This window comes from Methylocaldum sp. (assembly GCF_035627495.1).
Lineage (GTDB): Bacteria > Pseudomonadota > Gammaproteobacteria > Methylococcales > Methylococcaceae > Methylocaldum.
On sequence record NZ_DASPLO010000221.1, the window covers coordinates 1 to 20,194 of the forward strand.

The following is a 20,194-nucleotide window of genomic DNA, read 5'->3' on the forward strand; positions in this document are numbered from 1 at the left end:
ACGCTTTCCTCTATCCCTTGATTAAAGATGGCGTCAGCGGTGAGTGGTTGGGTGAAGAGGGGGGCGTCATACACCTCGTCTTGGCGTGTGCTCGCTGTCAGGATGTATTCGCTCTCGATGTGTTTGAACTCCAACTGCGCAAGTTCACTCTTTCTTGCATACAACACCGGCTCACCCTGCAACCGCGATTCAATACGCTTATGCCAGTCTTTTATCTCAGATGGAAGGTTGTTCCATTGCGGTTGTAAGGACTCAGTGTCTTGCTGCTGCGGGGCTGCGTTTAACTTCGACACAATCTCAGCAGCAACCTGCCGCATACTATCACCCTCTGCCATCTCTGCGACGAGTATGCCAAAAGCTAAGTGCCCACGGTAGTGAAGCTCGACAAACCTGCCACCTCCGTACGAGGTAAGCAGTTCTTTGAAATCGTCGAGGCTCATTTCGTTCCCAAGCTCGGCCTCCGGCTCCTCTTGCGGCTGCGCAAACGAGGGCCAAGGGAGTACGTCTTTATGAATCATGCGCTGTTCACCTAAATTGTCCAGTATCTTCTCGGCTTTGTCAGTATCAAGCGCCCCAACATCAGAAAGCAGGGAGCCGACCACCTGATACGCTTCGGCGCATACTTCCACGAGCTCCTCTTGTGGCTGTGCTGCAAGCGGTAAGTGGTAATAGTGCCCTCGCCACACGATACGGTCGCAGTGGTCGGGTACTGTTTGCACGAACTCCTGCTGCTGTGGGGTGGCTACCTCGTGGGTTGGTGGATTGAATAGCCTTGTATTTTCGCGTACAGGAATGTGCTCCATAACTTTCTTGGCAAATTCATCGTTTGTCGGCTCTACTGGCACTACCCGAGTTTCTTCCGGCTTATCTCCGTTCTGTTGCATAGCGTACTCCTTCCTTGAACCAAACCCAGTCGGCATTAATTTCCTCACGCTCGTAGCCGCTGGGAGTACGGGTGAGTTCTTCCCGGCTTTCGCCGAGGATTAGCTGTTTGGCCTCGAAGGCCGCGCGCAAGTCTTCTTCGTTCATTCGGTCACCTCAATGCAGGTTGGCATTACAGAGTGCTTTGGGCGGAGGGAAGCTGACTTTGCAGCGGCTTCACAGAGTTCGGGGGTTGCGCCTTCCCTGAACATGCAGATGTCGAAATAAGACTGCTTGAGGCAAGCGTCGGTGACGTGCTGCAGGTCGGGCCGATTAACCATCAGGTAGAACAGAATTGCGATGGCGGCGATAAGCATTGTGGCGAGTATTTTCATTTAAAGCTCCTTAACGGTTGGGGGAAAGTACCTACTCCATAGCGCCCGAAGGCACTACAGGCTAGACACTTCACAGAGTCGCGATTCTCTCCATGTTTAGCAACGGCCCCTTTGCGAGAGGTCGGTTACTCGCTCAGGCACTCTTCCTTGCCGTGCCGACGGGCGATTTGGTTGTAAGCCTTACGGAACGACCCGGAGTCGTTGCAGGCCATCTGTATTGCAACCTCGGGAGCGCCCAGTTCTTGTGCCCAGCACATGTAGTCAGGCTCGTGGGAAGCGCGTGCGAACGAGACAAAGAACAGGTTACCAGAGGTGCTGGCATGTTTCAGGCATTTCGAGGTGCCGTTAGCACCGGCGGCGATAGAACTGCCTACCGGGATGGCACGGGCCTCATAGTCTCCCTCGTTGACGGTGAGCGAATTACCGCCACTCGAAGAGCCGGCATTTGCCCCGGCCTTGGCGCTGGCATCGGCGTCGGAGGAACTTTTACCACCCTCACCGCCCACGCCTACACTGATGGCGCTGGCATCGCCGCCCTTGCCGCCCAGGCCAATAGCGGTTGCGTCGCCGCCGGTGGCATTAGCTGAGCCGCCAACACCAATCCCGATGCCGAGGGAATTAGCGTCGCCGCCTGCACCCCCATCACCGCCCTGACCACCTTGACCGCCGTGACAGCTATTTCCGGGGCAGTCGTCGCGGTCGTTACCCGCGTAAACTGGTAGGGTGAACAGTGCCATAAGTGCTATGATAACGCATTTCTTAGTCATTTCTTTTTTCTCCGTAAAGTTAGGCGGTAAGCGCCGCCAGTCGCTGGGGAAAGCCCCCCGCACAACAGCACGAGTTATGTGCCGCTGTACGTGAAGTTTTCATTTTGCCTTACGACATGTAAAGATTTCATCCCGAAAACTGCCTTGGTTGTAGAGTCGGGCCTCGGCTAGGCACTGCCCCTGCGTGGGGAATCTGTCGATGACATACTCCCCGGATAACGTGATGAACAGGAGAATCCACATTAGCCAAAGTCCTTCTTGTCGAGGTCGGCCTGAAAGCGCATTTCGGGTTCCCGGTCGCCTCGAGCTTCGCGGCGGTCCTCTTCGGTTTCCTCCACAATAACGGGGTTGGCCCGGCGCTGCTTGTCGAGCCACTCGCGGAGGAGCTGGTTGACGAGCGCGGAACGGGCGCCGTAAGCGATGTCGCCGGTAAGTGGGTCGAGCAGGAGCAGTTCGACCTGCGCGGCAATCCGCTCCTTGACCTCAATCCGCCAGCGGATAGATTTCTCGGTGTTAGCGGTGCGGCCTCTAGACATGTGGAACCTCCTCGAAGGTGGGCGCTTGTGGATGTGCGGCAGTGAAGGTGCTGAGTCGCATCCCGCGCAGGGGGCGAAGCCAAGCGCGATAGACGCAAGTCCAGCGCCAGATACACGTTACCTCGTCGAACATGAACAGGTATCCGACAGCCGTCCCGTCCTCCCTGAGGTCAAGGGCTTTCGTAAGGTACACGATGGTGCCGGGGCGGCAGTGCGAGGAACTGTGGTAACAGTCGTCGGGGTGCCACGCCTTGACGGTGTAGTAGCCGGGCGGGAGGACTGGCTTTGTAAGCACTGGCGTTTTCTTCCCAAAGATGCGCTTAAACAGGCAAGCGAGCAGGGTGTTTTTCATGTTAGTGTCCCTTTCCGTTGAGGATTGCTCCCTCGCCCGTTACGAGGGCTATGGCGAGGGAGGTGAGGTGTTCCGCGATGTCAACGCGGGAGAACTGCCGTCCGTCTGCGGTGACGTGTAGGACGGGAGCGAGGAGGCCCTCGGCACCGGGCACTGGAAATACGTGTACGGTGTAGAGGGGCTTAAGCTCTCCGTCGGCGGCAGCGCGCAAAAGCTCGTCCGGGTGGATGGGGTCAGGTGTTTCGCCCCGCGCCTTTTGCGCTTCGGCGCGTTGTCGCGCTTCTTCGAGTAGCGCCTCGACGCGGTCTTTGTCAGTTTGGTTTGGTGTGCTCATTTGGTGGTTCCCTCCGCTTAATTAAAGAGTTTTAGTTGAAGTGCAGTGTTGGGGTTAGAAAGCTCGAACAGGGTGCTGCTGTCGAGCCGGGAGGTTATCTCTACGCAGTGCGCGCAGAAGTCTGTGCTCTCGCTCCGGTATGTGACAAGGCTGGGTACGTCGAGCGGGGCCGGTAGGCAGCAAGGGATTTCTATTGCCAGCCCGTCCTTCCGCTTGACGGCCTTGTAGCGGAGCATCTTGGTTTCGGCGTAGCGGGTAAAGCTGCCGCACGATAGGCAGTGCTGCTCGACGATGAAGTACTCGCGGGAAGTCGCCTCGAAGAAGGGCGAGGTTTGTGGGGAGGTGGGGAAGGCCCGAGGCTTGAAAACCTTCGGTTCGCCGTCCCCGGAAGCGGTTTTCTTGGGCCTCCCGGGTTTGCCCTTGGGTGGCGGGGTTAGCAGGTCGCCGAAGAGTTCAGCCAGCGCGAGCTTTGCGGCGGCTTTTTGTTCAGGGGTTCCGTTGCTCATTCTTCAATCCCCTTGTACATTTTCGCGATGGCGTTAAGCTCGGCGTCCCGCTTGTTGATGACGAAGACGCCTCGGCGCTCAAAGTAGTCGTTGCCGTGGACGATGAGGCAGCGCTGTTCGCGGTGGGTCTCGGGGGAGTGGTAGGATAGGATGGCCTCTTCTTTGTAGGTGCTGGCGTTGAAGATGTACATATCGCCAAAGATGAAGAGGTCGCCCCATGCGCAGCACGTGCGAGTGGAGAGGTAGAGTGCGCAGCCGGTGATGTAGCACTGGGGCGCGAGTTCGGCCTCGGCTGCGGCGGCTAGAATTTCAGCTTTTATATCCATGTTGTCGGGTCTCCTTTGTTGTGCAGGGTTCTTCCCTGCCCGGAACCAGCTCCCCGAGGGGTGGGGAACTGGCTCGAGGCAGGGTTAGAACAGACTGCGCTTTTCGTTGGTTTCTTCCTGGTTCCCGGTTGCGGGGTCACCAGCGCCCCCGGACTTTTCCTCGGCGGGGGGCGCGTCGGGGTTTTCCGGGTCGGACGGGGGGTTGCCGTCTGGCTGCGTGGTTTCGCTGCCGGTGTCAAAGAGGCCGAGGGCGGAGTAGGTTACGCTGTCCCCTGCGGCGGTTGTGAGGATAATGACCTCGGGCAACTGGTTGCCGGGAAGTTGGAATACTGAAATGCGGTTGCTGTCGATGATAAGTGCGGTTTCCATGTTGCGCTTGCTCCTTAGTTGTGGTTGGGGGTACTGCGGGTTTGTTGAAGCTTTGTCGCGTCGACTATGCCTTGCGCGTCGCTGCGCGGGATGCCTGCGTGTTCGAGGGCGGTCACCTGGGCTTCGTAGAGTGCCTCGTCGGTAAGCCAGATGCAGTCAACGATGCTGGGGTAGTAGAGGCTACCGTCGAGTTCTATGCGACCGGAACTCTCAGGTGTGCGTGGTGGGTGACCGAGGCCGGTAACGGTACATAGGTCGCCTCGGAAGTCGGGGAGCTTATCCCCGACCGAGATGCGGTTGAAGTTCTTGTCGACGAGGTTCCAGTTTGTAGAGGTGTTTGGCATCGCGTTTAGCCTTTCATCTGGTCAAGGGTTTGTTCCGCTTGCAGGCGGGATTTTAGCCACTGCAGCTTTGCGATGGCTTCGTCCAGCCGGTCAATGCGGAAGGCGTGGGAGTTGTACGGGGGAAGGCTGATTGAGGCATTTAAAAGGCTCTGCCGGACTTGCGTTAGCCAGGCTTTTAGCCCGTCGTCACTGATGCGTTGGGCCGGTCGCGAGGTTTTTGTAGGCATGTGTGGGTCCCCTCTTTAGGGGGAAATGCGTGTTGCACTTCCCCCAGTATGATTACAGGTTTTGCGCGAAGGCAACGGTGGGGAGAATTAACATTGCATCTTCCCCGGTTAAGTCTTCAGCTTCGTTATCCATGCGGTCCTGAAGTTCTTCCAGGTGACCGGTTTGCATATGAATAAGCTGTCCGTTTTCGGTACGGAAGAGGGAGTATAGTTCAGGCATTTAGTGTTTCCTTTCTAAGGTTGTCGATGGGGTGATGATTATTTTAATCATCGTCCCATTATATAATAAGACCGTCCAAGTTGTCAATCATTATTTACGGTTGCTGGCCTGTAAATTCATCCAAGATGTTGCGGGTGAAGGTGATGTTCTTGCCGTCGATGTCAGTGCGGTGCGGGGTGATGTCGGGCCGACCGAGGCAATAGGTGGTCCATTGCAGGTGGAAGGCGGCTGCGCTGTCAGGGGTGTCGAAAGGGAGTGTAAATTGTGCTTGTGCCCCGTGGATGAGCCGGGTAGCGGTGCGCTCCAGCAGCGTGTTTGCGGAAATGCCGACAGGTGCATCGCGGGTTTCGTCGAGAACGTCATCAAGCGGATTGCGGGGTGGCGTGTTGGCGAGGCGCTGTTCTCGGCTTTCCTTTACCTGCGCCTCGAGTTTAGCTTCAAAACTATTTGCTGCCTGTGTGTTGGTCATAATGTCAGCCGAAAGATGTGCAGTGTCTTTCATCAACTCACTCATCAGGTTATTAATGTTGTCAATTTCTTGCGCATCGCGGTCAGTAAAGAGAACGGTATTGCCTTCGAGTACTGCCTTAAACCGACGCACCAGCACTAACTGTTCAAGCAATTCCTCTGCTTTCGCGCACAGTTCTGGGGACCCGGTTTTACGGCCCTTGATAAACATCTCTTCTGCCTCACGTTTCAGTACCTTCAAAAAGCTGTAATATCTAAGCCGAAACCGAATCGCTTTCTTTTCGTCGGGTTGCTTAATCACAATATCCTCAGTACGTCCTCGTCGGCCGAGGACTTCAACGACGAGTTTAAAGGTTTGTTCGTATGTAGCGCTGTTGGTCGGGTGTGGCATGGAGGGTCTCCAGTTGGTTGACGGATGGTTAATTGTGCGGGGTTTGGTGGGAGTTGTCAAGAGGTTTTGGGGGAGATGTTTGGGGTAAATGGGGGTATATATGGGATTCATCTATCTCCCTAAGTAACGTTTATTGTATCTCCCCCGAATCCCGTTTTCGACCATTGCCCCACCCTATCTCTTTCCCATCCCCTCCCGTGTTCTTCCTCTCCCTTATTATAAAAAAAAAATAATTAAATACTGAGTGAGTGAGTGTGAGTGTGGGAGTGTGCGATTGTGGGAATGGGTGGGGGTTGAGCCAAAATCGGGTGTTGGGGACTATACTATGGACCGCACTTAGGGAGATATAAATTTCCCATATATGCCCATTTATCCCCCCGACCGCCATTCCAGCCCTACCTGCATTTTGTGCTTGACAACCTCACCGGAGCCATATAATATGAATTTGCAAATGTAAGAATTGCAAAAGCTTAATCTTTCAACCGACAAAAGGAGTAATAAACATGGCTAAAGTAGCAAGCAAGGTTCTGGATTTTGAATCGAAGGGTGTTGAGTTTGAATTCGCCGGCAAAGAGCCGCAGCTGGTCCGCCTCGAAGACTTCTCCCCCGACATCCAACTGCACTTCGCCCTGCACGGCATGAGCCAGAAACTGGGTGATGCTTATTCGGCAAGCAAGGGTGATGTTGACGTTGCCCAGGGTCTGTTCACCGACACCCTCAACCAGTTGAAGAATGGCGAGTGGCGTGCCGCACGTGGCGAAGGCGACTCCAAGCCACGCACCACCGAGCTGGCCGATGCACTGGCCCGCATCAAAGGCCTGCCTGTGGCCGAAGTTCAAGCCGCACTCAAGGATGCAACCGACGAACAGCTCAAGACCATGCGCAGCAACGAACGCGTCAAGGCCACCATCGCTGTCATCCGTGCAGAAAAGGCCCAGGCCCGCCTCGAGAAACTGGCAGCCGAAGGCGATATCGACGACATCGCGCTGTAAATCGGGACCTCCATCCCGTAATCTCCACCGGGCTTCGGCCCGGTTTTTTTTTGCCCCTGCGCGACGCGCCACACTCCCACCGCCAACCGCCGGAGAAAAGCCGGGAAGTTTCCTCCCCGGCCCAAATTTACACCTTAACCTGAATTATTAGAGTGACCAGCTGGATACCTACAACTACCACAATCCAGCCCCAATAGAACTTTGCTGCACGCATACAACCTCCTTCCGGTTAATGCCGGGGATTTCTCCCCGGCCCACTTCACCTGCTGTTATTTCTTCTTATTACCCTTCACTTCCTTTGAATCCCACAGCCCGCTTAACATTCCATCAAGGTCATCGCCGGTGCCATCAACGAACTTGCTGGCCCGTTCGCCCTTGATAATGTCAATCATCGCCTTAACCCTTGGATTCTTCTTCAGGGTTTCGCGCTGTTCATCCGAGGCTGCATTCCACAACTCCTGCGCTTCGTCCATCGTCAGGCTCTTCAACCTTGCCAAGGCCTCAACCACCATACCGCCGGTACCTTGTGCCCGTGCATTGAAATCACCTCGTTTCAGGTTTTCCCAAACACTCGATGCCGCCGCAAGGCCCTCGGCCACCGATTCTGCCCCGCTGTACGAATCGCCCACCTTCTGCGCCAGTCCGTGTATTGCCAACTGCAAAACCATTGCCTCACTCAGTTCCTTCAATGGGCAATGCACTATCGTGTTGTTGACATCCGCAAACTGGAAGGTTACGCCGTCCGCAGTCTTACTCTTCTTCGCTATTTTAATAGCCATTTGTTGCTCCTTAAATTGTTAATGAACGATTGTTGCATGGAGGCCCGTAACGAATCCCCATGAACACACTATACACCTCCCGCCCTCGCGTGTATACCCCCCTCCCCCCATGCGCGACGCTGTGCGACCACGAAACAGCCGCAAGCGGCGCTTGAAAAAACGGGGAATTCTTGGGACGGAGATTAAATTAATCACCACCCCAACCCCCGACCACACTCCCCCGGCAACGCCCCTCGACAAGCCCACGCCCCCGCCCCTATACTGCAAGGCAACACGTAAAGGAGCGACCGTCATGAACCTTAATGACATTAACGAAATACCCGACATCAGCCTGGACGACGTTCCGGCCAAAGGCACCGGAGAGCACATCCAAGTGAAGAGCCTGTCGCACACTCACGACATGGTGATTAACTGGATGATTACAAACCCCGAGAAAGCCCTCCGGGAATGCGCCGATTACTTCGGGTACTCGCAAGCTTGGCTCAGTACCTTAATTCACACCGATTTATTTCAGGCGAAATTGAAGGAACGGCAAGAACAGGTGTTCTCCCACATCGCCTCAAGTGTGCCGGAGAAGCTCAATGCGCTTGCCGATGTGGTGACGGAAAAGCTCACTACGACCCTCCAGCGCACCGAGGACCCGAAGTTTGTCCTCGACGCCTTCGACAAAATCATGCACCGGGCTGGCTACGCTCCCGCCTCGCAGAAGAACCCCGGCGGCCAAACTCCCCAAACGCAGGTCAACGTGTTCACCGTCAGCCGGGAGACGCTGGCCAACGCCCGGCAAGGAATGTTCAGTGTCGGGCAGACGGTCGATGTGACTCCGCAGGTGCTCGACGTTCACAACCCTGACAACGCTGTGACAGTGGGGACAAAGGATGCTACCGGCCACGCCCCCGAACTTTAAGGCGGTCGGCCGGGTTCGCTGGGCGCGGATTGCCAACGGCCCCCCTCCCTTCGCCACCCACCGCCGGGTAACAGGGAGGCGGCTGCAGGGCGTCCGCTATGAGCAGAAAGTACAAGAGCACCTACTCATGAGTTTCGGGGATAGGTACGTGCCGAGTCCTTGGCTCTACTACAGCGACGAGTTGGGGGTGCACTGGCGCCAGCCCGACGGGTTGCTGTTCGACCTTAAGGGCGGAAAGATAATCATTGTCGAGGTGAAGTATCAGCACACGACAGACGCTTGGTGGCAGCTACGGAAACTGTATCTGCCGATTCTTCAACACATATTCCCCGCCAACCTGTGGGAATTCAAAATGCTCGAAATCGTTAAGTGGTTTGACGGGATGGTGCCGTGGCCTGAGCCTACCCGGCTCCTCGCGCACCCCCTCGACGCCCTGACGATTCCCGGCAAATGCACCGGAGTTCACATATGGACGCCCTAACTGATAACATCAACATCAGCGTGGAAGAGGCGGTTCTTCTCGGGGCGCAGAGCCTTGAAATGTTTGGCAAGCTCATGTTCCCGAAAACCTTCCGGCAGGACTCCCCCGAATTCCACCGGGAGATGGGGCAACTGCTTTACAGCAGCTCCCGATACAATGCCTTCGAGGTTTTCCGGGACGGGGCGAAGACATCGCTGCTCCGGGTCTTCACGGCCCAGCGGGTGGGTTATGCTGTCTCCCGCACCATCATGTATGTCTCGGTGAGTCAACAGCACGCGATGATGAGCGTCCGCTGGCTCCGTCGCCAGATTATGTACAACAAGAAGTATGCCCAGACGTACGGGCTAAGGAAAGGGGAAAAGTGGACCGATGAGCACTGCGAAATTTTTCATGATGTTGAAGACACTCCGATTACTCTGCTCGCGATGGGGATTACAGGACAAATTCGCGGCTTTAACCCGGACGATTATCGACCTGACCTTATCATCATTGACGACGTTCTTAACGAGGAAAATTGCGCGACGGAAGAGCAAAGGAAGAAGCTCGAGGCGCTCATCTTCGGCGCGTTGCTCAACTCCCTCGCCCCGGAAACGGACTGTCCGCTCGCCAAGGCCGTGTTCCTGCAAACCCCGCTCAACAAGCAGGACGCAATCGAAAAGTGCCTCAAGGACCCGCAGTGGAACGGGCGGCGATACGGGATACTCGACTACAGCGACAAAGCGCACCCGGACGGGAAAAGCCGCTGGGAAGCGCGCTGGCCAACGGAAGTCGTATTGCGCGAGAAGCAAGCGGCAATTAACCGCGGACAGTATCATATCTGGATGCGGGAAAAAGAATGTTCGCTCGTCGCAGCCCAGGGCAAAACGTTCGAAATCGAAAAGCTGAAATTCTGGGAGATTCTGCCGCATGGGATGCTGAAGATTATCTCCATCGACCCGGCGAGTTCGGACAGCCCGAAGGCCGACGATTGCGTAGTTATGGCGATTGGGATGATTGGGCCTGATGTGTATGTGATGGCGTATCAGGCGGAACAGGCTATGATGCCAGACATTGTAGCGATGCACTTTTTCAATATGATGCTGGAGTTCTCCCCGATGCGGGCAGCAGTCGAGTCTATCAGCTACCAACGGATTCTTGCGTGGTACCTAGAAGAGGAAATGAAGAAGCGTCGGCTGTACCTGCCGGTAAGTAAGATTCAGGACAAACGGCGCAAATCTGACCGCATTGTGCAAACTCTGTCCGGGCTGGTAAACTTCGGACATTTGCACATTCACCCCTCGATGTCTAAGCTCGTCACCCAGATGGACGAATATGACCCGCTGGATGATAGTCAGCACGACGACATTTTAGATGCGCTTGCTATCGGCATCACGGAATTGACCCCGCACCTGAGAGCGGCAGTAACGATTGACGGGGAATACGAGTTGATAGATGATGAATCCGAATATAAACCTTTACGTGTTGGAGGATGTCCGTGATGGATGAAATGAAGAAACTGCTGCGCTACGGCAGCAAAGAACACGAAGCACTGAATAAGAAGCTCTACCACCGGCTGAAGCTCTCGAAGGATAAGTTCTCGGGGGCGCATGAACAGATGGCTCGGAATGAAGAGCAATTTCGCGCGTATATTCCTGAAAGTGATGCGGATAAACTCCGGAAGACCGCGCGGGAAGGTGGGATGCCTCAGTACACCACAATCGAGGTGCCGTACAGCTACGCGCAGATTCTCGCCACCCACACCTACATCACCTCGGTGTTTCTAAGCCGCGACCCGGTGCTGCAATACGCAGGCCGACACGGCGAATCGCAACAACAGGAACAGTGTGTTGAAGCGCTGATGGCGTATCAAATGCAGCAGGCTATGGTACAAATGTACATCTGGCTGCTGGACCCCGGCAAGTTCGGGTACGGGGTTGTCGGGCATTACTGGGAAGAGGAAACGGTCCGGGTGAAGGAAAAGGCGATGGAACAACCCACCTTCATGGGCCTCCCCATCCCCGGCCTCGAGCCGAAGGAAGTTTGGAAAGAGAAAGAGATTCCCGGCTATGTCGGGAACCGGCTCTACAACGTTCGGCCTCAAGATTTCTTCCCCGACCCACGGGTACCCCTCAGCCAGTTCCAACGTGGTGAATTCTGCGCCCGGTACGTGGAACTCACGTGGGCGGAACTGCACGAGGGCCAACGGAAGGGGAAGTATTTTAACCTCAAAACGCTTCGCGAAAAGGAGCAGAGCAATGCTGCAGGTGACCACGCCGACATCTCCCGTGACATGGGTTCGGATGCGGTGTCGAATCTTCCCAACGCCGACATCGAGCAAACAACCTGGAACTCCGAAAACGAGCAGCGTAACACCTACGTCGTCAAGGGGTATGAAATCTACGTTCGCCTTATCCCCAAGATGTGGCAGCTTGGTACCGGCGACCGCGAAGAAATCTGGATATTCACGAAGAGTTCATCTGGCGTAGTTATCGGGGCACAGCCGCTGCCAAACTGGCACGGGAAGTTTGGCTTTGACATTATCGAGGATGAAGTGGACGGGTATAACCTGTTCACGAAGTCGAGCCTCGAAATGATGAAGCCGCTCAATGATGTGATGAGCTGGTTGGTCAACACGCACTTTTACAATGTTCGGGCAGCCCTGAATAATCAGTTCGTATTCGACCCCTCGATGGTTGTGGCGAAGGACTTTGAGAATCCAAACCCCGGAAAGCTGCTGCGGCTTAAGCCCACCGCCTACGGCCGCGACGTTCGCTCAGTAATCGCTCAGCTCCCGGTGGCCGATGTTACCCGCTCGCACCTGAACGATATGGGAGTTGTGGCGGAAATGATTCAACGTGCGACTGGTGTTAACGATAACATCATGGGGCTGGTGAATCAGGGCGGACGGAAGACGGCAACAGAGACCCGAAGCAGCTCTACGTTCGGTGTGAATCGGCTGAAGACAAAGGCCGAGTACTACAGCGCTATGGGCTTCATGCCGATGTCGCAGAAATTGCTGCAGAACTCTCAGCAGTTCTACTCGCTCGACCGCAAGTATCGGATGGTGGGGAGCCTTGCAGAACAGGCCCCTGACTTCGTGAACGTGACACCTGACAGTATCGCCGGCTTCTTCGACTTTGTCCCCGTCGACGGAACTCTCCCGGTTGACCGCTTTGCACAGGCGAATCTGTGGGCAACTCTACTCGGACAAATGCGTAACTTCCCGCAGGTTATGCAAACCTACGACATCTCGAAGATTTTCGGCTTCGTTGCCGGGCTGGGCGGGATTAAGAACGTCAGTCAATTTAAGCTCCAGGTAATTCCGAATGAACAGGCCCTACAAAACGCTCAAGCGGGCAACAGCATTCCGATGACACCTGGAGCTAACCTTAACGAGCCGGGGCAAATTCCTGGCATGGGCGCAACGGGCTGAGCCGGAAACAGAGGTTGACGAAGGCTCGGTATTTCTATAATTTGGCGAATAGGAGAAGAAATGGAAGAGGAAAACAAAAGCTCCCTCCGGGAGCAGAAGGAGTTGTGGGCAAGCTTGTTGGCCCACGAAGGCTGGAAGATTCTTAGCGGAATCATTCAGGAGCAGGTGGAGAATCGAAAGGATTTGATTTTCTCCCCGCTCGAACGGGCCGATGAGGCGTTTAAGCAGGAGTACTTAAAAGGTGAGGCAGCATTTGGTGAATTGGTCCTCGCCCTTCCGACTACGATGCTGGAACAAGTTCAAGTGGACCTTGACCGGCTGAAAGAGTCTAATTCTGACAAAGGAGATTTAAATGTTTAAGAGAAACTGGTTGTACGGACGAGTTTACCGCAATGAAAACACTGGCGACGGTGGTGACACTGGCGGAGCTCCTGACACGACTGTAGGTCCCGATAATGGCCCTACTAATGTTGACACTGATTGGGCAGGTATTACTAACGATGACGGTGGTTCGTCTGACGACTTTACCCCGGCCGCACCGGATACTCCGAGTGTACCGGCAGTTGAAGCGCCAGTCACACCTCCCGTTACTCCGCCAGTAACACCTGCACCGGCCGCCCCGCCCGTGGAGCCGGCAAGTACTCCAGCACAACCCCCGGTTCAACCCCCGGCTGTTGAGGCGCCTGTGCAACCCGCACAGACACCTGAGCAAGTCGCGCAAGAACTGGAAGCTGCGAGGACTACCTATTTTAATGAGCTGGTACAGGCTTACCAGATTCTCCCCGAGGATGCAGCTCGTCTGCAAACCGAACCGGAGAATGTGCTGCCCGTGCTGGCCGCGAGAGTGCAGATGCAAGTTCTCGATGCCGTTTTCTCTACCCTTCCCCAGCGTGTGCATGCCATGATTGGGCATCACATTCAGGCGACGGAGCGGGAAAAGGCAGCTGAGTCGGATATGTTTACCGCATACCCGGCACTGAAAGAACACCGTGACGCTGTGCTCCGTGTGGGAGCAATGTATCGTGCTGCCAACCCAAAGGCAACACGGCAAGAGGCGATGAAGGCGATTGGCGATTACTGTGTGCAGATGCTTGGTTTACAAGCTCCCGCAGCCGCCGCGCCAGCGCCAGCCGCTCCCGCGAATCCATTTGTCCCGGCTCAAAGTTCGGGCGCAGGCACAGCACCGCCTGCACCTGACGAGTGGGCATTCCTCGATGAAGACTGATTTAAAGGAGTAGTAACATGCCAGCTATTGCAGGTTTACGTGGTACCGGTGACTGGGCAACCGACGAACGCCCAAAGAACTTTCGGGACGCCATTCTCTGGCGCGACCCGAACGGTGTGACCCCGCTGACCGCCCTGATGTCCAAGGCGAAAAGTGCAGGCACCGATGACCCTGAGTTCATCTGGTGGGAAGAAGAACTGAACCAGATTCGTGTGCAGTCCGACTCGACTGGTGCAAGTGCTTCGTCCACAGCCCTGGGCTTGGCCGCCGGTGGTTTGCAACTGGTTCCAGGCGATTTGCTGTTGGTTGAAAAAGCCGACAGCGCTACCTACGACAACGAAGTTGTGGAAGTTTCTTCGGTTACTTCCGACACCGCTATCGTCATCCGTCGTGGTCAGGCAGGCACTACTGCTGCAGCCACCGGCACCAGCATTTATCTGACGAAAATCGGCAATCGGTTTGCTGAAGGTACCGGCGCACCAACGGCCAGCTCTCGCAACCCGACCAAGGTGTACAACTACTGCCAGATTTTCAAGACTGTGTACGAAATGACCCGTACCGCAAGTCAGACGAAAACTCGCACCGGCGACCCGCTGAAGAACGACAAGAAGCGTAAGATGTTCGACCACTCGGTCGCGCTGGAAACTGCTTTCATGTGGGGTGTTCGGAATGAGACGACTGGCGCCAACGGTAAGCCAATGCGCACCACTGGTGGTCTGCGTTCGTTCATCCAGTCGAATGTGAAGATTTTCGCTACAACCCCAACCGTCAATGCGTTCCTGGATGCTCTGTATCCAGTGTTCGACTACAGCGGCGAAGGTGCCGGCGATGAGCGCATCATCTTCGCAGGTAACGGTGCACTGAACAGCTTCAACAAGATGATTGCTGGTAACAGCAACGTCAACGTGGAGTATGGCGGTGTCATCAGCACCTACGGTATGAAGCTGCAGCAATTCGTCACGCCGCAAGGTATTTTCTACATCAAGACTCACCCCTTGATGAACACCCACCCACGTTTCACGAACTCCATGTTTGTGATTAACGGTGCGGGCCTGCGTTACCGTCATCTGATGGATACCAAGGCACAAGAAAATATCCAAGGCAACGACGAAGATACCAAGAAGGGTCAGTGGATTTCCGAAGTTGGCCTCGAGGTCAACCACGAGAAAACCTTTGCCTACATTGGTAACGTAACTTATCCGTAAGCCTGGGTAAGTGATTCTGTAATTTGTGGGACGGTGATTATTTTAATTTCCGTCCCATTTCTCGGAGGGCGTTATGAAAAACCCTTTAATTGTAGTAGGAATACCGAGTGGGCCTGACTGGAAGGCTGACTTTGCACTAAGCGTAGTAGGTCTGGTGGCAGCTGCAACACGGCCGCTGATTGGTGGAGGGCGCATCGAAATGCTGCGCATTCACAATACCAAAGGGAGCATTCTTCCGAAAAGCCGGGAGATGCTGGTGAAACTAGCGCAAAAGGAGGGTGCAACGCACTTGCTGTTTGTAGACTCGGACCAGACATTCCCCGCCTACTTACTGCATCAGTTGCTACGTCATGATAAAGACATTATTGCAGCGAATTGCGTTACGAAAGTTATTCCGGCTAATCCTACCGCGAGGCAGTTTTCTGAAACAGAGTTCGCGGGTACGCTGGTCGATTCGCGAGAGAAGTCGGGTATCGAGAAGGTCTGGCGAGTAGGGACCGGGGTGATGCTGATTAAGATGAGCGTGTTTGACCGCATTGCTCAGCCTTGGTTCCCCATCACCTGGAACGAAAGCCTGCAGGATTACACCGGCGAGGATTGGAACTTTTGCCAATCCTGCCAAGAAGCTGGCATTGACATCTGGATAGACCACGATGTTAGTAAGCAAATCGGACACATCGGTGTCTTAACCTACGACATATCCCACCAAGGAGATTCAAATGAGTAAAAGTGCAGCGTTTGAGAATGCCCTTCTGAAACTGCTTTTCAATGGCGACGCGATTGCTAATCTTGCCGACGATGCCGGAACCAGCCCGCTGACGAACCTGTACGTGAGCTTACATACGGCTGACCCCGGCGATGACGGTAACCAGTCTACCAACGAAATCGGCTATACGAGTTACGCTCGCGTGGCAGTTAGCCGCGACACCGATGGCTGGACTGTGACCGACAGTGTTGTAAGTCCTGCAGAAGACATCGCCTTCCCGGTTGGGACGGGCGGTTCTGGAACTGCCACACACTTCGGGGTTGGTACAGCGTCCAGTGGCGCCGGTGTCTTACTGTACTCCGGGGAAATTACTCCAAACATCGTTTGCGGCAGCGGTGTTACCCCGTACCTGACGACCGAAACAGTAATTACCGAAGATTAATCGTTTAGGTCTGCTAGGAGCTTGTCATGCCTAAGGCATTGATGGTAAACGCGTATCAGATAGTAAACCCGGGAGATGTCTCGACTCACTATCAACTCCCTGCAGGGGGAAATGGGGTTGCCGGGGCTGCCGAGGGTAGGCATCAGCTGCAGCATCTGGTTGCGGCGGATATCAGTGAGCTTCGGGTAGGGCGAACTGTAGCAGGCTCCGGTAACGTTACCGTAACTACCCGGAAAAACGGGGTGGCGACAGCGCAAGTAGATGTGTTTGATGGAAGCGTTACTGGTGCCTACGTAGGGTCAGGAAGCAGCTCTTTCGCCGCAAACGACCTGTACTCGCTGTCAACCTCCGACTCCGGGACAATGCCTACTATCGCTTGGTTTGGGCATTTGATAGAACTGGGGTCAGGCTACGGTGGCTATTACGGAACCGACACTTGTAACGTAAACTGGAGTGGGGCTACCCGCTATGTTCCCCCTTTTGGGGCGGCTTCAGTTAGTTCTATATCGGCGCGTATTGCTGCCCGTATTCGAGGCTTCACCCATGTTAAGGGTATCCACACAGCAGTAACTGCTAACACTCGGACAACCCCCACAACAGTAAGAGTTGTTGTGAATGGGGTAACGCAGGATAGTCATGTTCTCGCGGCCGGTGTGACAGGTAACTTTTCGAAAGCTCTTGACATCCCATTAAGTGATGGAGATGATTTACGGCTTGAGGTGGACGGTGGTGTAGATGTAACGTCTATGACAATAGCACGTATGCATCTGCTGATGACCTCTGACACTAACGAAGTTGACCTCGGTGGATATGGAGCGACTAACTTTAGCACAACCCCGCAGTATGTGCACTTGGGTGGGGTCGCTACAAGTTCGTCAGCATCCGCCACCGGGCGGGGGGTGCCCATTGGATACTCCGGCGAAATTAGAAACCCTCGGCTATATGTTGCCTCTACCGGAGGCAATACGGTTACTGCAAACCTGAAAAAGAACGGCGTTACAGCGCTGACGGTGACGGGTGTGGCAGCGGATGGCTGGATTGAAAACACTGTAGATACCGTTGGGTTTGGTCCCACTGATGAGTTTTACTGGGAGGTTTACACCAGTTCAGGTACAGCAACCGTTCAGCAGATGTTCGCTACGGTGAGCAACGTGCAGGTAAGCCGTTTTGCCGACGGGACATCAAGCGGGGAGGCAGAAGGTGATGCTGTTGGTCGGGCCGATACAGCAGCTACCGGAACAAGCTCTGGTAGTGGACAGGCTAGTGCGGCAGCGATTGTATTCGAGCCGGCAGTTGGGGAGGCAGAAGGCGCGGCAACCGTTGCAGGTTTTGGTTATGGGCGAGTTAACACTGTCGGCATTGCCGATACGGGAGCATTTGCCCAAGGCGCCGGCAGCACCATCGGTATAATCAACGGTGCCGGACTTAGTTTCGGCTCAGCTCAAGTGGATGGGCATGGGGAGTCAGGTGCAGCAGCGCAAGGCATAGCTTTAGCTTCGGCTCGGGCTGCAGCAGCAGCAAAGCAAGTTGGCTGGCGCCGGGGTCGGCGGCTTTCAGGAAGTTGGACAAAGCAAGGAGCGGATATATGACACGGGACCAAGTAGTGGCGCTGCTGGTGCAGCGACTGAATAATCGAACTGACCTCGAAACTAGAATTATCTCCGAAATGCAGCTGGCGCAATCAGTGCGACTAGAGCAGAACGGGGAATTCTACCCTTGGTTCCTCGTTACGGAATATGCAACGGAGATGGCAGAAATCGGGGAACCCCGCATACCTGCCCCTGACGACTTCCTGATGGAGCTTGAGGAGAATGGACTGTGGGTGGAGGACGCGGAAGGCAACTGGAAGCTGCTTACGAAAGGCGATGAGGATGACCTGCAGGTTGCCTTGGGCAATTGCACCGGGCTACCGCAAGCCTACGCATTTTCCGGCGAGCATTTTACCCTGTTTCCGACGCCCAACGAAAACTACAACATCCGTATGCGGTACAATGCAGCGCAGCCTCTCCCTACCACGAACATTGAGAATGCTTGGCTGAAGTATGCTCCCGACTTGGTGATGGGGGAAGTGGGTGAAGCGGTGGCAGCTATACACATGCAGAATCCAACGCTTGCTGCAGAATTTACAAAAGCGAAGGTTGCAGCCTGGGCTCGGCTGCGACTTGTACACGAATCAAGAAGTCACACGAACCGCGAATATTCGATGGGAGGGGATTAAGATGCCGGTTGAATCAGCTAGTTTTATCAAAGACCTGAATGCGGACTATCCGCAGTCGGGCAATCCGAAGGCGGAGGGGGATAATCATATCCGCCTGTTGAAGGCTATTCTTTTGGCCTGCTTCCCGAACCTGGGCGGGGCGATTCTCCGCAAAGTGGATAAGGAAACGGACTACACCGTAGTTGAAGGCGATACGACAGTTCTTTTCAACTGCACCGAAGAACTTGAACTTTCGCTAAGTGCTGCCGCAACACTTACCAGCTCCCACATGTTCTCGGTATATGCAAATGGAGGGGATGTAACGATTACCCCCGACAGCCCTGAACAGATTAACGGAGCAAGTTCGTTGGTTGTGCAGGATGGGGCCTATGTGGTGGTGTACTGCACAGGTGCAGGGTTTATCTCTATTCAACTGAAGGACCCGGTTAATGAGTCGATTAAGGTTGATGGGTTGTATCTGAGCCTGTCCAGTACGAACCCCGCGACCAGCCTGGGCTATGGCACCTGGGAAGCCTTCGGGACAGGTCGCGCACTTGTCGGCATTGACCCTGCGAATACGCTGATGGATACGGCCGGTGAAACTTTCGGGAGTGCGAATGCCGTTGTCGTGGAGCACACGCATACGATGGAAGCGGGTGGAACTCACCAGCATGCCTACACGGACCCGCGAGACGGCTCGACACCGCTAGGGGGCAGTGCGGGTTCCGGCAACTCCAAAAAGTTTGTAAATGCAAACGGAGGTAACACCCCCACCGGAGGGACCCATTCTCACACTATTGCAAATGCTGGCGAAGCTGGCACCAATAAAAACTACCAACCCTCCGTTGCCATTTATATCTGGAAGCGGACAGCTTAGGGGAAAAGCATGCTAGAGCAATTGCCAGACAAATTCGTACAAATGCTGAACTATGTTCCATTTGTAACGCTTGCGATAAAGGGCGAGCCGACGCCACTCACGACGCGGCTTATTGAAACAGGAATTATGTCGGTAATTGCAGGGTTGGGGAGTATCTACCTTGCCGTACCGCTTTTACAGAAAGACATCGAGGTGCTGAATGCAAGTGTTCAGCGTGTCGATGACCGTGTGGAGAAGATTGACCAAAAGGTGGAGAAACTCCGCGAAGATTTATATGCACCTAGAGGGGGGATGAAATGAGAACCATTGTTAAGCCATTATGGGTTGAAATCGCACTTAACTATCTCGGGCAGAAGGAGATTCCCGGAAAGAAAACTGCGCCTTTCATTGAAAAGGCGTTGGTGCTTATGGGTGCTTGGTGGCGAGACGATGAGACCCCTTGGTGCGGGGTAGGCCTTGGGGCAGTGATTCGAATGGCCGAGCTTAACCCCCCGAAAGCGTACTACCGCGCACGGGCTTGGCTTGATTGGGGGAAGAAGCTCGCACTGCCAGCCTACGGTTGCGTGGTAATTTTCGAGCGCGGCGGTGCTGGGCACGTGGGGCTAGTTGTGGGTGTGGATACCCGCAATCGGCTGATGGTACTCGGCGGCAATCAGAGCAATGCCGTGACCATCGCGCCATTTGACCCCTCCCGCGTGTTGGGGTACCGTTGGCCGCTGGACACCCACTACCCCCTGCAGTACAACTTGCCGAAGTACGGTGAGGGCTTAGGCGCAAGCTCTAAGAACGAAAAGTGATTAAGTACCGGGCGGGGTATAAATACCAGCTCGTGGAAGACTATGGGCTGTTTTTAGATAAGGCTCCCGAAAAGCTTA

General features: G+C 54.9%; 30 protein-coding genes. 15 read left to right on the forward strand and 15 right to left on the reverse strand.

All coding sequences use genetic code 11. From position 1 onward, the window contains the following. From VEB01_RS22220 to VEB01_RS22285, 14 genes are all read right to left on the reverse strand, one after another. Positions 1-884, reverse strand: an 884-nt coding sequence (locus tag VEB01_RS22220; RefSeq protein ID WP_475442343.1) for a hypothetical protein, incomplete at its 3' end; no start/stop codon positions are given. Then, positions 865-1,029 carry a hypothetical protein gene (locus VEB01_RS22225; protein WP_324879365.1) on the reverse strand — a complete coding sequence of 55 codons (165 nt, stop codon included), beginning with the start codon at positions 1,027-1,029 and terminating at the stop codon, positions 865-867. The genes VEB01_RS22220 and VEB01_RS22225, both read right to left, overlap by 20 nt. After that, positions 1,026-1,256: a hypothetical protein gene (locus VEB01_RS22230; protein ID WP_324879366.1), complete on the reverse strand. Its 231-nt coding sequence runs from the start codon at positions 1,254-1,256 to the stop codon at positions 1,026-1,028. The genes VEB01_RS22225 and VEB01_RS22230 overlap by 4 nt, the downstream gene beginning before the upstream one ends. Positions 1,257-1,381: 125 nt before the next feature. Beyond that, positions 1,382-2,023, reverse strand: coding sequence for a hypothetical protein (locus VEB01_RS22235; protein WP_324879368.1), 642 nt, complete (start codon positions 2,021-2,023; stop codon positions 1,382-1,384). 242 nt (positions 2,024-2,265) lie between these two features. Continuing rightward, on the reverse strand, positions 2,266-2,559 hold the full coding sequence (locus VEB01_RS22240; protein WP_324879369.1) for a hypothetical protein: 294 nt from the start codon (positions 2,557-2,559) through the stop codon (positions 2,266-2,268). After that, complete coding sequence (locus VEB01_RS22245; RefSeq protein ID WP_324879370.1) at positions 2,552-2,854, reverse strand: hypothetical protein; 303 nt, start codon at positions 2,852-2,854, stop codon at positions 2,552-2,554. Before VEB01_RS22245 ends, VEB01_RS22240 begins: the two co-directional genes overlap by 8 nt. A 58-nt stretch (positions 2,855-2,912) precedes the next feature. Continuing rightward, positions 2,913-3,245, reverse strand: a complete 333-nt coding sequence (locus VEB01_RS22250; RefSeq protein ID WP_324879372.1) for a hypothetical protein — start codon at positions 3,243-3,245, stop codon at positions 2,913-2,915. Positions 3,246-3,262: 17 nt separating this feature from the next. Further along, entirely contained in the window at positions 3,263-3,751 is a 489-nt protein-coding gene (locus tag VEB01_RS22255) for a hypothetical protein (RefSeq protein ID WP_324879374.1), read from the reverse strand. Beyond that, positions 3,748-4,077 (reverse strand): hypothetical protein, encoded by a 330-nt coding sequence (locus tag VEB01_RS22260; protein ID WP_324879376.1) that lies wholly within the window; start codon positions 4,075-4,077, stop codon positions 3,748-3,750. The genes VEB01_RS22255 and VEB01_RS22260 overlap by 4 nt, the downstream gene beginning before the upstream one ends. Before the next feature lie 84 nt (positions 4,078-4,161). Then, positions 4,162-4,446, reverse strand: a complete 285-nt coding sequence (locus tag VEB01_RS22265) for a hypothetical protein (protein WP_324879377.1) — start codon at positions 4,444-4,446, stop codon at positions 4,162-4,164. A gap of 14 nt (positions 4,447-4,460) precedes the next feature. After that, complete coding sequence (locus tag VEB01_RS22270) at positions 4,461-4,790, reverse strand: hypothetical protein (RefSeq protein ID WP_324879378.1); 330 nt, start codon at positions 4,788-4,790, stop codon at positions 4,461-4,463. A 5-nt stretch (positions 4,791-4,795) separates the two neighbouring features. Further along, positions 4,796-5,017, reverse strand: coding sequence for a hypothetical protein (locus VEB01_RS22275; RefSeq protein ID WP_324879381.1), 222 nt, complete (start codon positions 5,015-5,017; stop codon positions 4,796-4,798). 52 nt (positions 5,018-5,069) lie between these two features. Further along, on the reverse strand, positions 5,070-5,237 hold the full coding sequence (locus VEB01_RS22280) for a hypothetical protein (RefSeq protein ID WP_324879383.1): 168 nt from the start codon (positions 5,235-5,237) through the stop codon (positions 5,070-5,072). A 94-nt stretch (positions 5,238-5,331) separates the two neighbouring features. After that, positions 5,332-6,096, reverse strand: a complete 765-nt coding sequence (locus VEB01_RS22285) for a hypothetical protein (protein WP_324879385.1) — start codon at positions 6,094-6,096, stop codon at positions 5,332-5,334. A gap of 503 nt (positions 6,097-6,599) precedes the next feature. On the opposite strand from VEB01_RS22285, the gene VEB01_RS22290 reads away from it, so the two are divergent. Beyond that, on the forward strand, positions 6,600-7,088 hold the full coding sequence (locus tag VEB01_RS22290) for a hypothetical protein (RefSeq protein WP_324879387.1): 489 nt from the start codon (positions 6,600-6,602) through the stop codon (positions 7,086-7,088). A gap of 269 nt (positions 7,089-7,357) precedes the next feature. Here VEB01_RS22290 and VEB01_RS22295 read toward each other — a convergent pair whose 3' ends face one another. Then, positions 7,358-7,867: a hypothetical protein gene (locus VEB01_RS22295; RefSeq protein ID WP_324879389.1), complete on the reverse strand. Its 510-nt coding sequence runs from the start codon at positions 7,865-7,867 to the stop codon at positions 7,358-7,360. Positions 7,868-8,159: 292 nt separating this feature from the next. Between VEB01_RS22295 and VEB01_RS22300 the strand changes: the two genes are divergently transcribed. The 14 genes from VEB01_RS22300 to VEB01_RS22365 all read left to right on the forward strand — a co-directional run bounded on the left by VEB01_RS22300 (position 8,160) and on the right by VEB01_RS22365 (position 20,116). Further along, positions 8,160-8,774: a hypothetical protein gene (locus tag VEB01_RS22300; protein WP_324879391.1), complete on the forward strand. Its 615-nt coding sequence runs from the start codon at positions 8,160-8,162 to the stop codon at positions 8,772-8,774. Between the two features lie 148 nt (positions 8,775-8,922). Next, the gene (locus VEB01_RS22305) at positions 8,923-9,255 is read left to right on the forward strand and encodes a hypothetical protein (RefSeq protein ID WP_324879393.1); all 333 of its coding nucleotides are present in this window, start codon (positions 8,923-8,925) and stop codon (positions 9,253-9,255) included. Continuing rightward, the gene (locus tag VEB01_RS22310) at positions 9,243-10,733 is read left to right on the forward strand and encodes a hypothetical protein (RefSeq protein WP_324879395.1); all 1,491 of its coding nucleotides are present in this window, start codon (positions 9,243-9,245) and stop codon (positions 10,731-10,733) included. Before VEB01_RS22305 ends, VEB01_RS22310 begins: the two co-directional genes overlap by 13 nt. Continuing rightward, positions 10,733-12,667 carry a portal protein gene (locus VEB01_RS22315; RefSeq protein ID WP_324879397.1) on the forward strand — a complete coding sequence of 645 codons (1,935 nt, stop codon included), beginning with the start codon at positions 10,733-10,735 and terminating at the stop codon, positions 12,665-12,667. The genes VEB01_RS22310 and VEB01_RS22315 overlap by 1 nt, the downstream gene beginning before the upstream one ends. A 60-nt stretch (positions 12,668-12,727) precedes the next feature. Next, complete coding sequence (locus VEB01_RS22320; RefSeq protein ID WP_324879399.1) at positions 12,728-13,027, forward strand: hypothetical protein; 300 nt, start codon at positions 12,728-12,730, stop codon at positions 13,025-13,027. 325 nt (positions 13,028-13,352) lie between these two features. Next, positions 13,353-13,892, forward strand: coding sequence for a hypothetical protein (locus tag VEB01_RS22325; RefSeq protein ID WP_324879401.1), 540 nt, complete (start codon positions 13,353-13,355; stop codon positions 13,890-13,892). A 17-nt stretch (positions 13,893-13,909) separates the two neighbouring features. Next, the gene (locus tag VEB01_RS22330; protein WP_324879403.1) at positions 13,910-15,097 is read left to right on the forward strand and encodes an SU10 major capsid protein; all 1,188 of its coding nucleotides are present in this window, start codon (positions 13,910-13,912) and stop codon (positions 15,095-15,097) included. A 73-nt stretch (positions 15,098-15,170) separates the two neighbouring features. Beyond that, entirely contained in the window at positions 15,171-15,824 is a 654-nt protein-coding gene (locus VEB01_RS22335) for a hypothetical protein (RefSeq protein ID WP_324879405.1), read from the forward strand. Next, positions 15,817-16,245, forward strand: a complete 429-nt coding sequence (locus tag VEB01_RS22340; protein WP_324879407.1) for a phage tail fiber protein — start codon at positions 15,817-15,819, stop codon at positions 16,243-16,245. The genes VEB01_RS22335 and VEB01_RS22340 overlap by 8 nt, the downstream gene beginning before the upstream one ends. A gap of 611 nt (positions 16,246-16,856) precedes the next feature. Then, complete coding sequence (locus VEB01_RS22345) at positions 16,857-17,834, forward strand: hypothetical protein (protein ID WP_324879409.1); 978 nt, start codon at positions 16,857-16,859, stop codon at positions 17,832-17,834. Next, complete coding sequence (locus VEB01_RS22350; RefSeq protein ID WP_324879411.1) at positions 17,831-18,463, forward strand: phage adaptor protein; 633 nt, start codon at positions 17,831-17,833, stop codon at positions 18,461-18,463. Before VEB01_RS22345 ends, VEB01_RS22350 begins: the two co-directional genes overlap by 4 nt. Position 18,464: 1 nt before the next feature. Then, the gene (locus tag VEB01_RS22355) at positions 18,465-19,319 is read left to right on the forward strand and encodes a phage baseplate protein (protein ID WP_324879412.1); all 855 of its coding nucleotides are present in this window, start codon (positions 18,465-18,467) and stop codon (positions 19,317-19,319) included. 9 nt (positions 19,320-19,328) lie between these two features. Beyond that, positions 19,329-19,619 (forward strand): hypothetical protein, encoded by a 291-nt coding sequence (locus tag VEB01_RS22360; RefSeq protein ID WP_324879413.1) that lies wholly within the window; start codon positions 19,329-19,331, stop codon positions 19,617-19,619. After that, positions 19,616-20,116 (forward strand): TIGR02594 family protein, encoded by a 501-nt coding sequence (locus VEB01_RS22365; protein ID WP_324879415.1) that lies wholly within the window; start codon positions 19,616-19,618, stop codon positions 20,114-20,116. The genes VEB01_RS22360 and VEB01_RS22365 overlap by 4 nt, the downstream gene beginning before the upstream one ends. Positions 20,117-20,194: the final 78 nt, after the last annotated feature.

What these genes read in the sequence shown, in the direction of transcription:
- VEB01_RS22225 (WP_324879365.1), bottom strand. Translation starts at nt 1,029, where the DNA reads ATGAACGAAGAAGACTTGCGCGCGGCCTTCGAGGCCAAACAGCTAATC.
- VEB01_RS22230 (WP_324879366.1), bottom strand. Translation starts at nt 1,256, where the DNA reads ATGAAAATACTCGCCACAATGCTTATCGCCGCCATCGCAATTCTGTTC.
- VEB01_RS22235 (WP_324879368.1), bottom strand. Translation starts at nt 2,023, where the DNA reads ATGACTAAGAAATGCGTTATCATAGCACTTATGGCACTGTTCACCCTA.
- VEB01_RS22240 (WP_324879369.1), bottom strand. Translation starts at nt 2,559, where the DNA reads ATGTCTAGAGGCCGCACCGCTAACACCGAGAAATCTATCCGCTGGCGG.
- VEB01_RS22250 (WP_324879372.1), bottom strand. Translation starts at nt 3,245, where the DNA reads ATGAGCACACCAAACCAAACTGACAAAGACCGCGTCGAGGCGCTACTC.
- VEB01_RS22255 (WP_324879374.1), bottom strand. Translation starts at nt 3,751, where the DNA reads ATGAGCAACGGAACCCCTGAACAAAAAGCCGCCGCAAAGCTCGCGCTG.
- VEB01_RS22260 (WP_324879376.1), bottom strand. Translation starts at nt 4,077, where the DNA reads ATGGATATAAAAGCTGAAATTCTAGCCGCCGCAGCCGAGGCCGAACTC.
- VEB01_RS22265 (WP_324879377.1), bottom strand. Translation starts at nt 4,446, where the DNA reads ATGGAAACCGCACTTATCATCGACAGCAACCGCATTTCAGTATTCCAA.
- VEB01_RS22270 (WP_324879378.1), bottom strand. Translation starts at nt 4,790, where the DNA reads ATGCCAAACACCTCTACAAACTGGAACCTCGTCGACAAGAACTTCAAC.
- VEB01_RS22275 (WP_324879381.1), bottom strand. Translation starts at nt 5,017, where the DNA reads ATGCCTACAAAAACCTCGCGACCGGCCCAACGCATCAGTGACGACGGG.
- VEB01_RS22280 (WP_324879383.1), bottom strand. Translation starts at nt 5,237, where the DNA reads ATGCCTGAACTATACTCCCTCTTCCGTACCGAAAACGGACAGCTTATT.
- VEB01_RS22285 (WP_324879385.1), bottom strand. Translation starts at nt 6,096, where the DNA reads ATGCCACACCCGACCAACAGCGCTACATACGAACAAACCTTTAAACTC.
- VEB01_RS22290 (WP_324879387.1), top strand. Translation starts at nt 6,600, where the DNA reads ATGGCTAAAGTAGCAAGCAAGGTTCTGGATTTTGAATCGAAGGGTGTT.
- VEB01_RS22295 (WP_324879389.1), bottom strand. Translation starts at nt 7,867, where the DNA reads ATGGCTATTAAAATAGCGAAGAAGAGTAAGACTGCGGACGGCGTAACC.
- VEB01_RS22300 (WP_324879391.1), top strand. Translation starts at nt 8,160, where the DNA reads ATGAACCTTAATGACATTAACGAAATACCCGACATCAGCCTGGACGAC.
- VEB01_RS22310 (WP_324879395.1), top strand. Translation starts at nt 9,243, where the DNA reads ATGGACGCCCTAACTGATAACATCAACATCAGCGTGGAAGAGGCGGTT.
- VEB01_RS22315 (WP_324879397.1), top strand. Translation starts at nt 10,733, where the DNA reads ATGGATGAAATGAAGAAACTGCTGCGCTACGGCAGCAAAGAACACGAA.
- VEB01_RS22320 (WP_324879399.1), top strand. Translation starts at nt 12,728, where the DNA reads ATGGAAGAGGAAAACAAAAGCTCCCTCCGGGAGCAGAAGGAGTTGTGG.
- VEB01_RS22330 (WP_324879403.1), top strand. Translation starts at nt 13,910, where the DNA reads ATGCCAGCTATTGCAGGTTTACGTGGTACCGGTGACTGGGCAACCGAC.
- VEB01_RS22335 (WP_324879405.1), top strand. Translation starts at nt 15,171, where the DNA reads ATGAAAAACCCTTTAATTGTAGTAGGAATACCGAGTGGGCCTGACTGG.
- VEB01_RS22340 (WP_324879407.1), top strand. Translation starts at nt 15,817, where the DNA reads ATGAGTAAAAGTGCAGCGTTTGAGAATGCCCTTCTGAAACTGCTTTTC.
- VEB01_RS22350 (WP_324879411.1), top strand. Translation starts at nt 17,831, where the DNA reads ATGACACGGGACCAAGTAGTGGCGCTGCTGGTGCAGCGACTGAATAAT.
- VEB01_RS22355 (WP_324879412.1), top strand. Translation starts at nt 18,465, where the DNA reads ATGCCGGTTGAATCAGCTAGTTTTATCAAAGACCTGAATGCGGACTAT.
- VEB01_RS22360 (WP_324879413.1), top strand. Translation starts at nt 19,329, where the DNA reads ATGCTAGAGCAATTGCCAGACAAATTCGTACAAATGCTGAACTATGTT.
- VEB01_RS22365 (WP_324879415.1), top strand. Translation starts at nt 19,616, where the DNA reads ATGAGAACCATTGTTAAGCCATTATGGGTTGAAATCGCACTTAACTAT.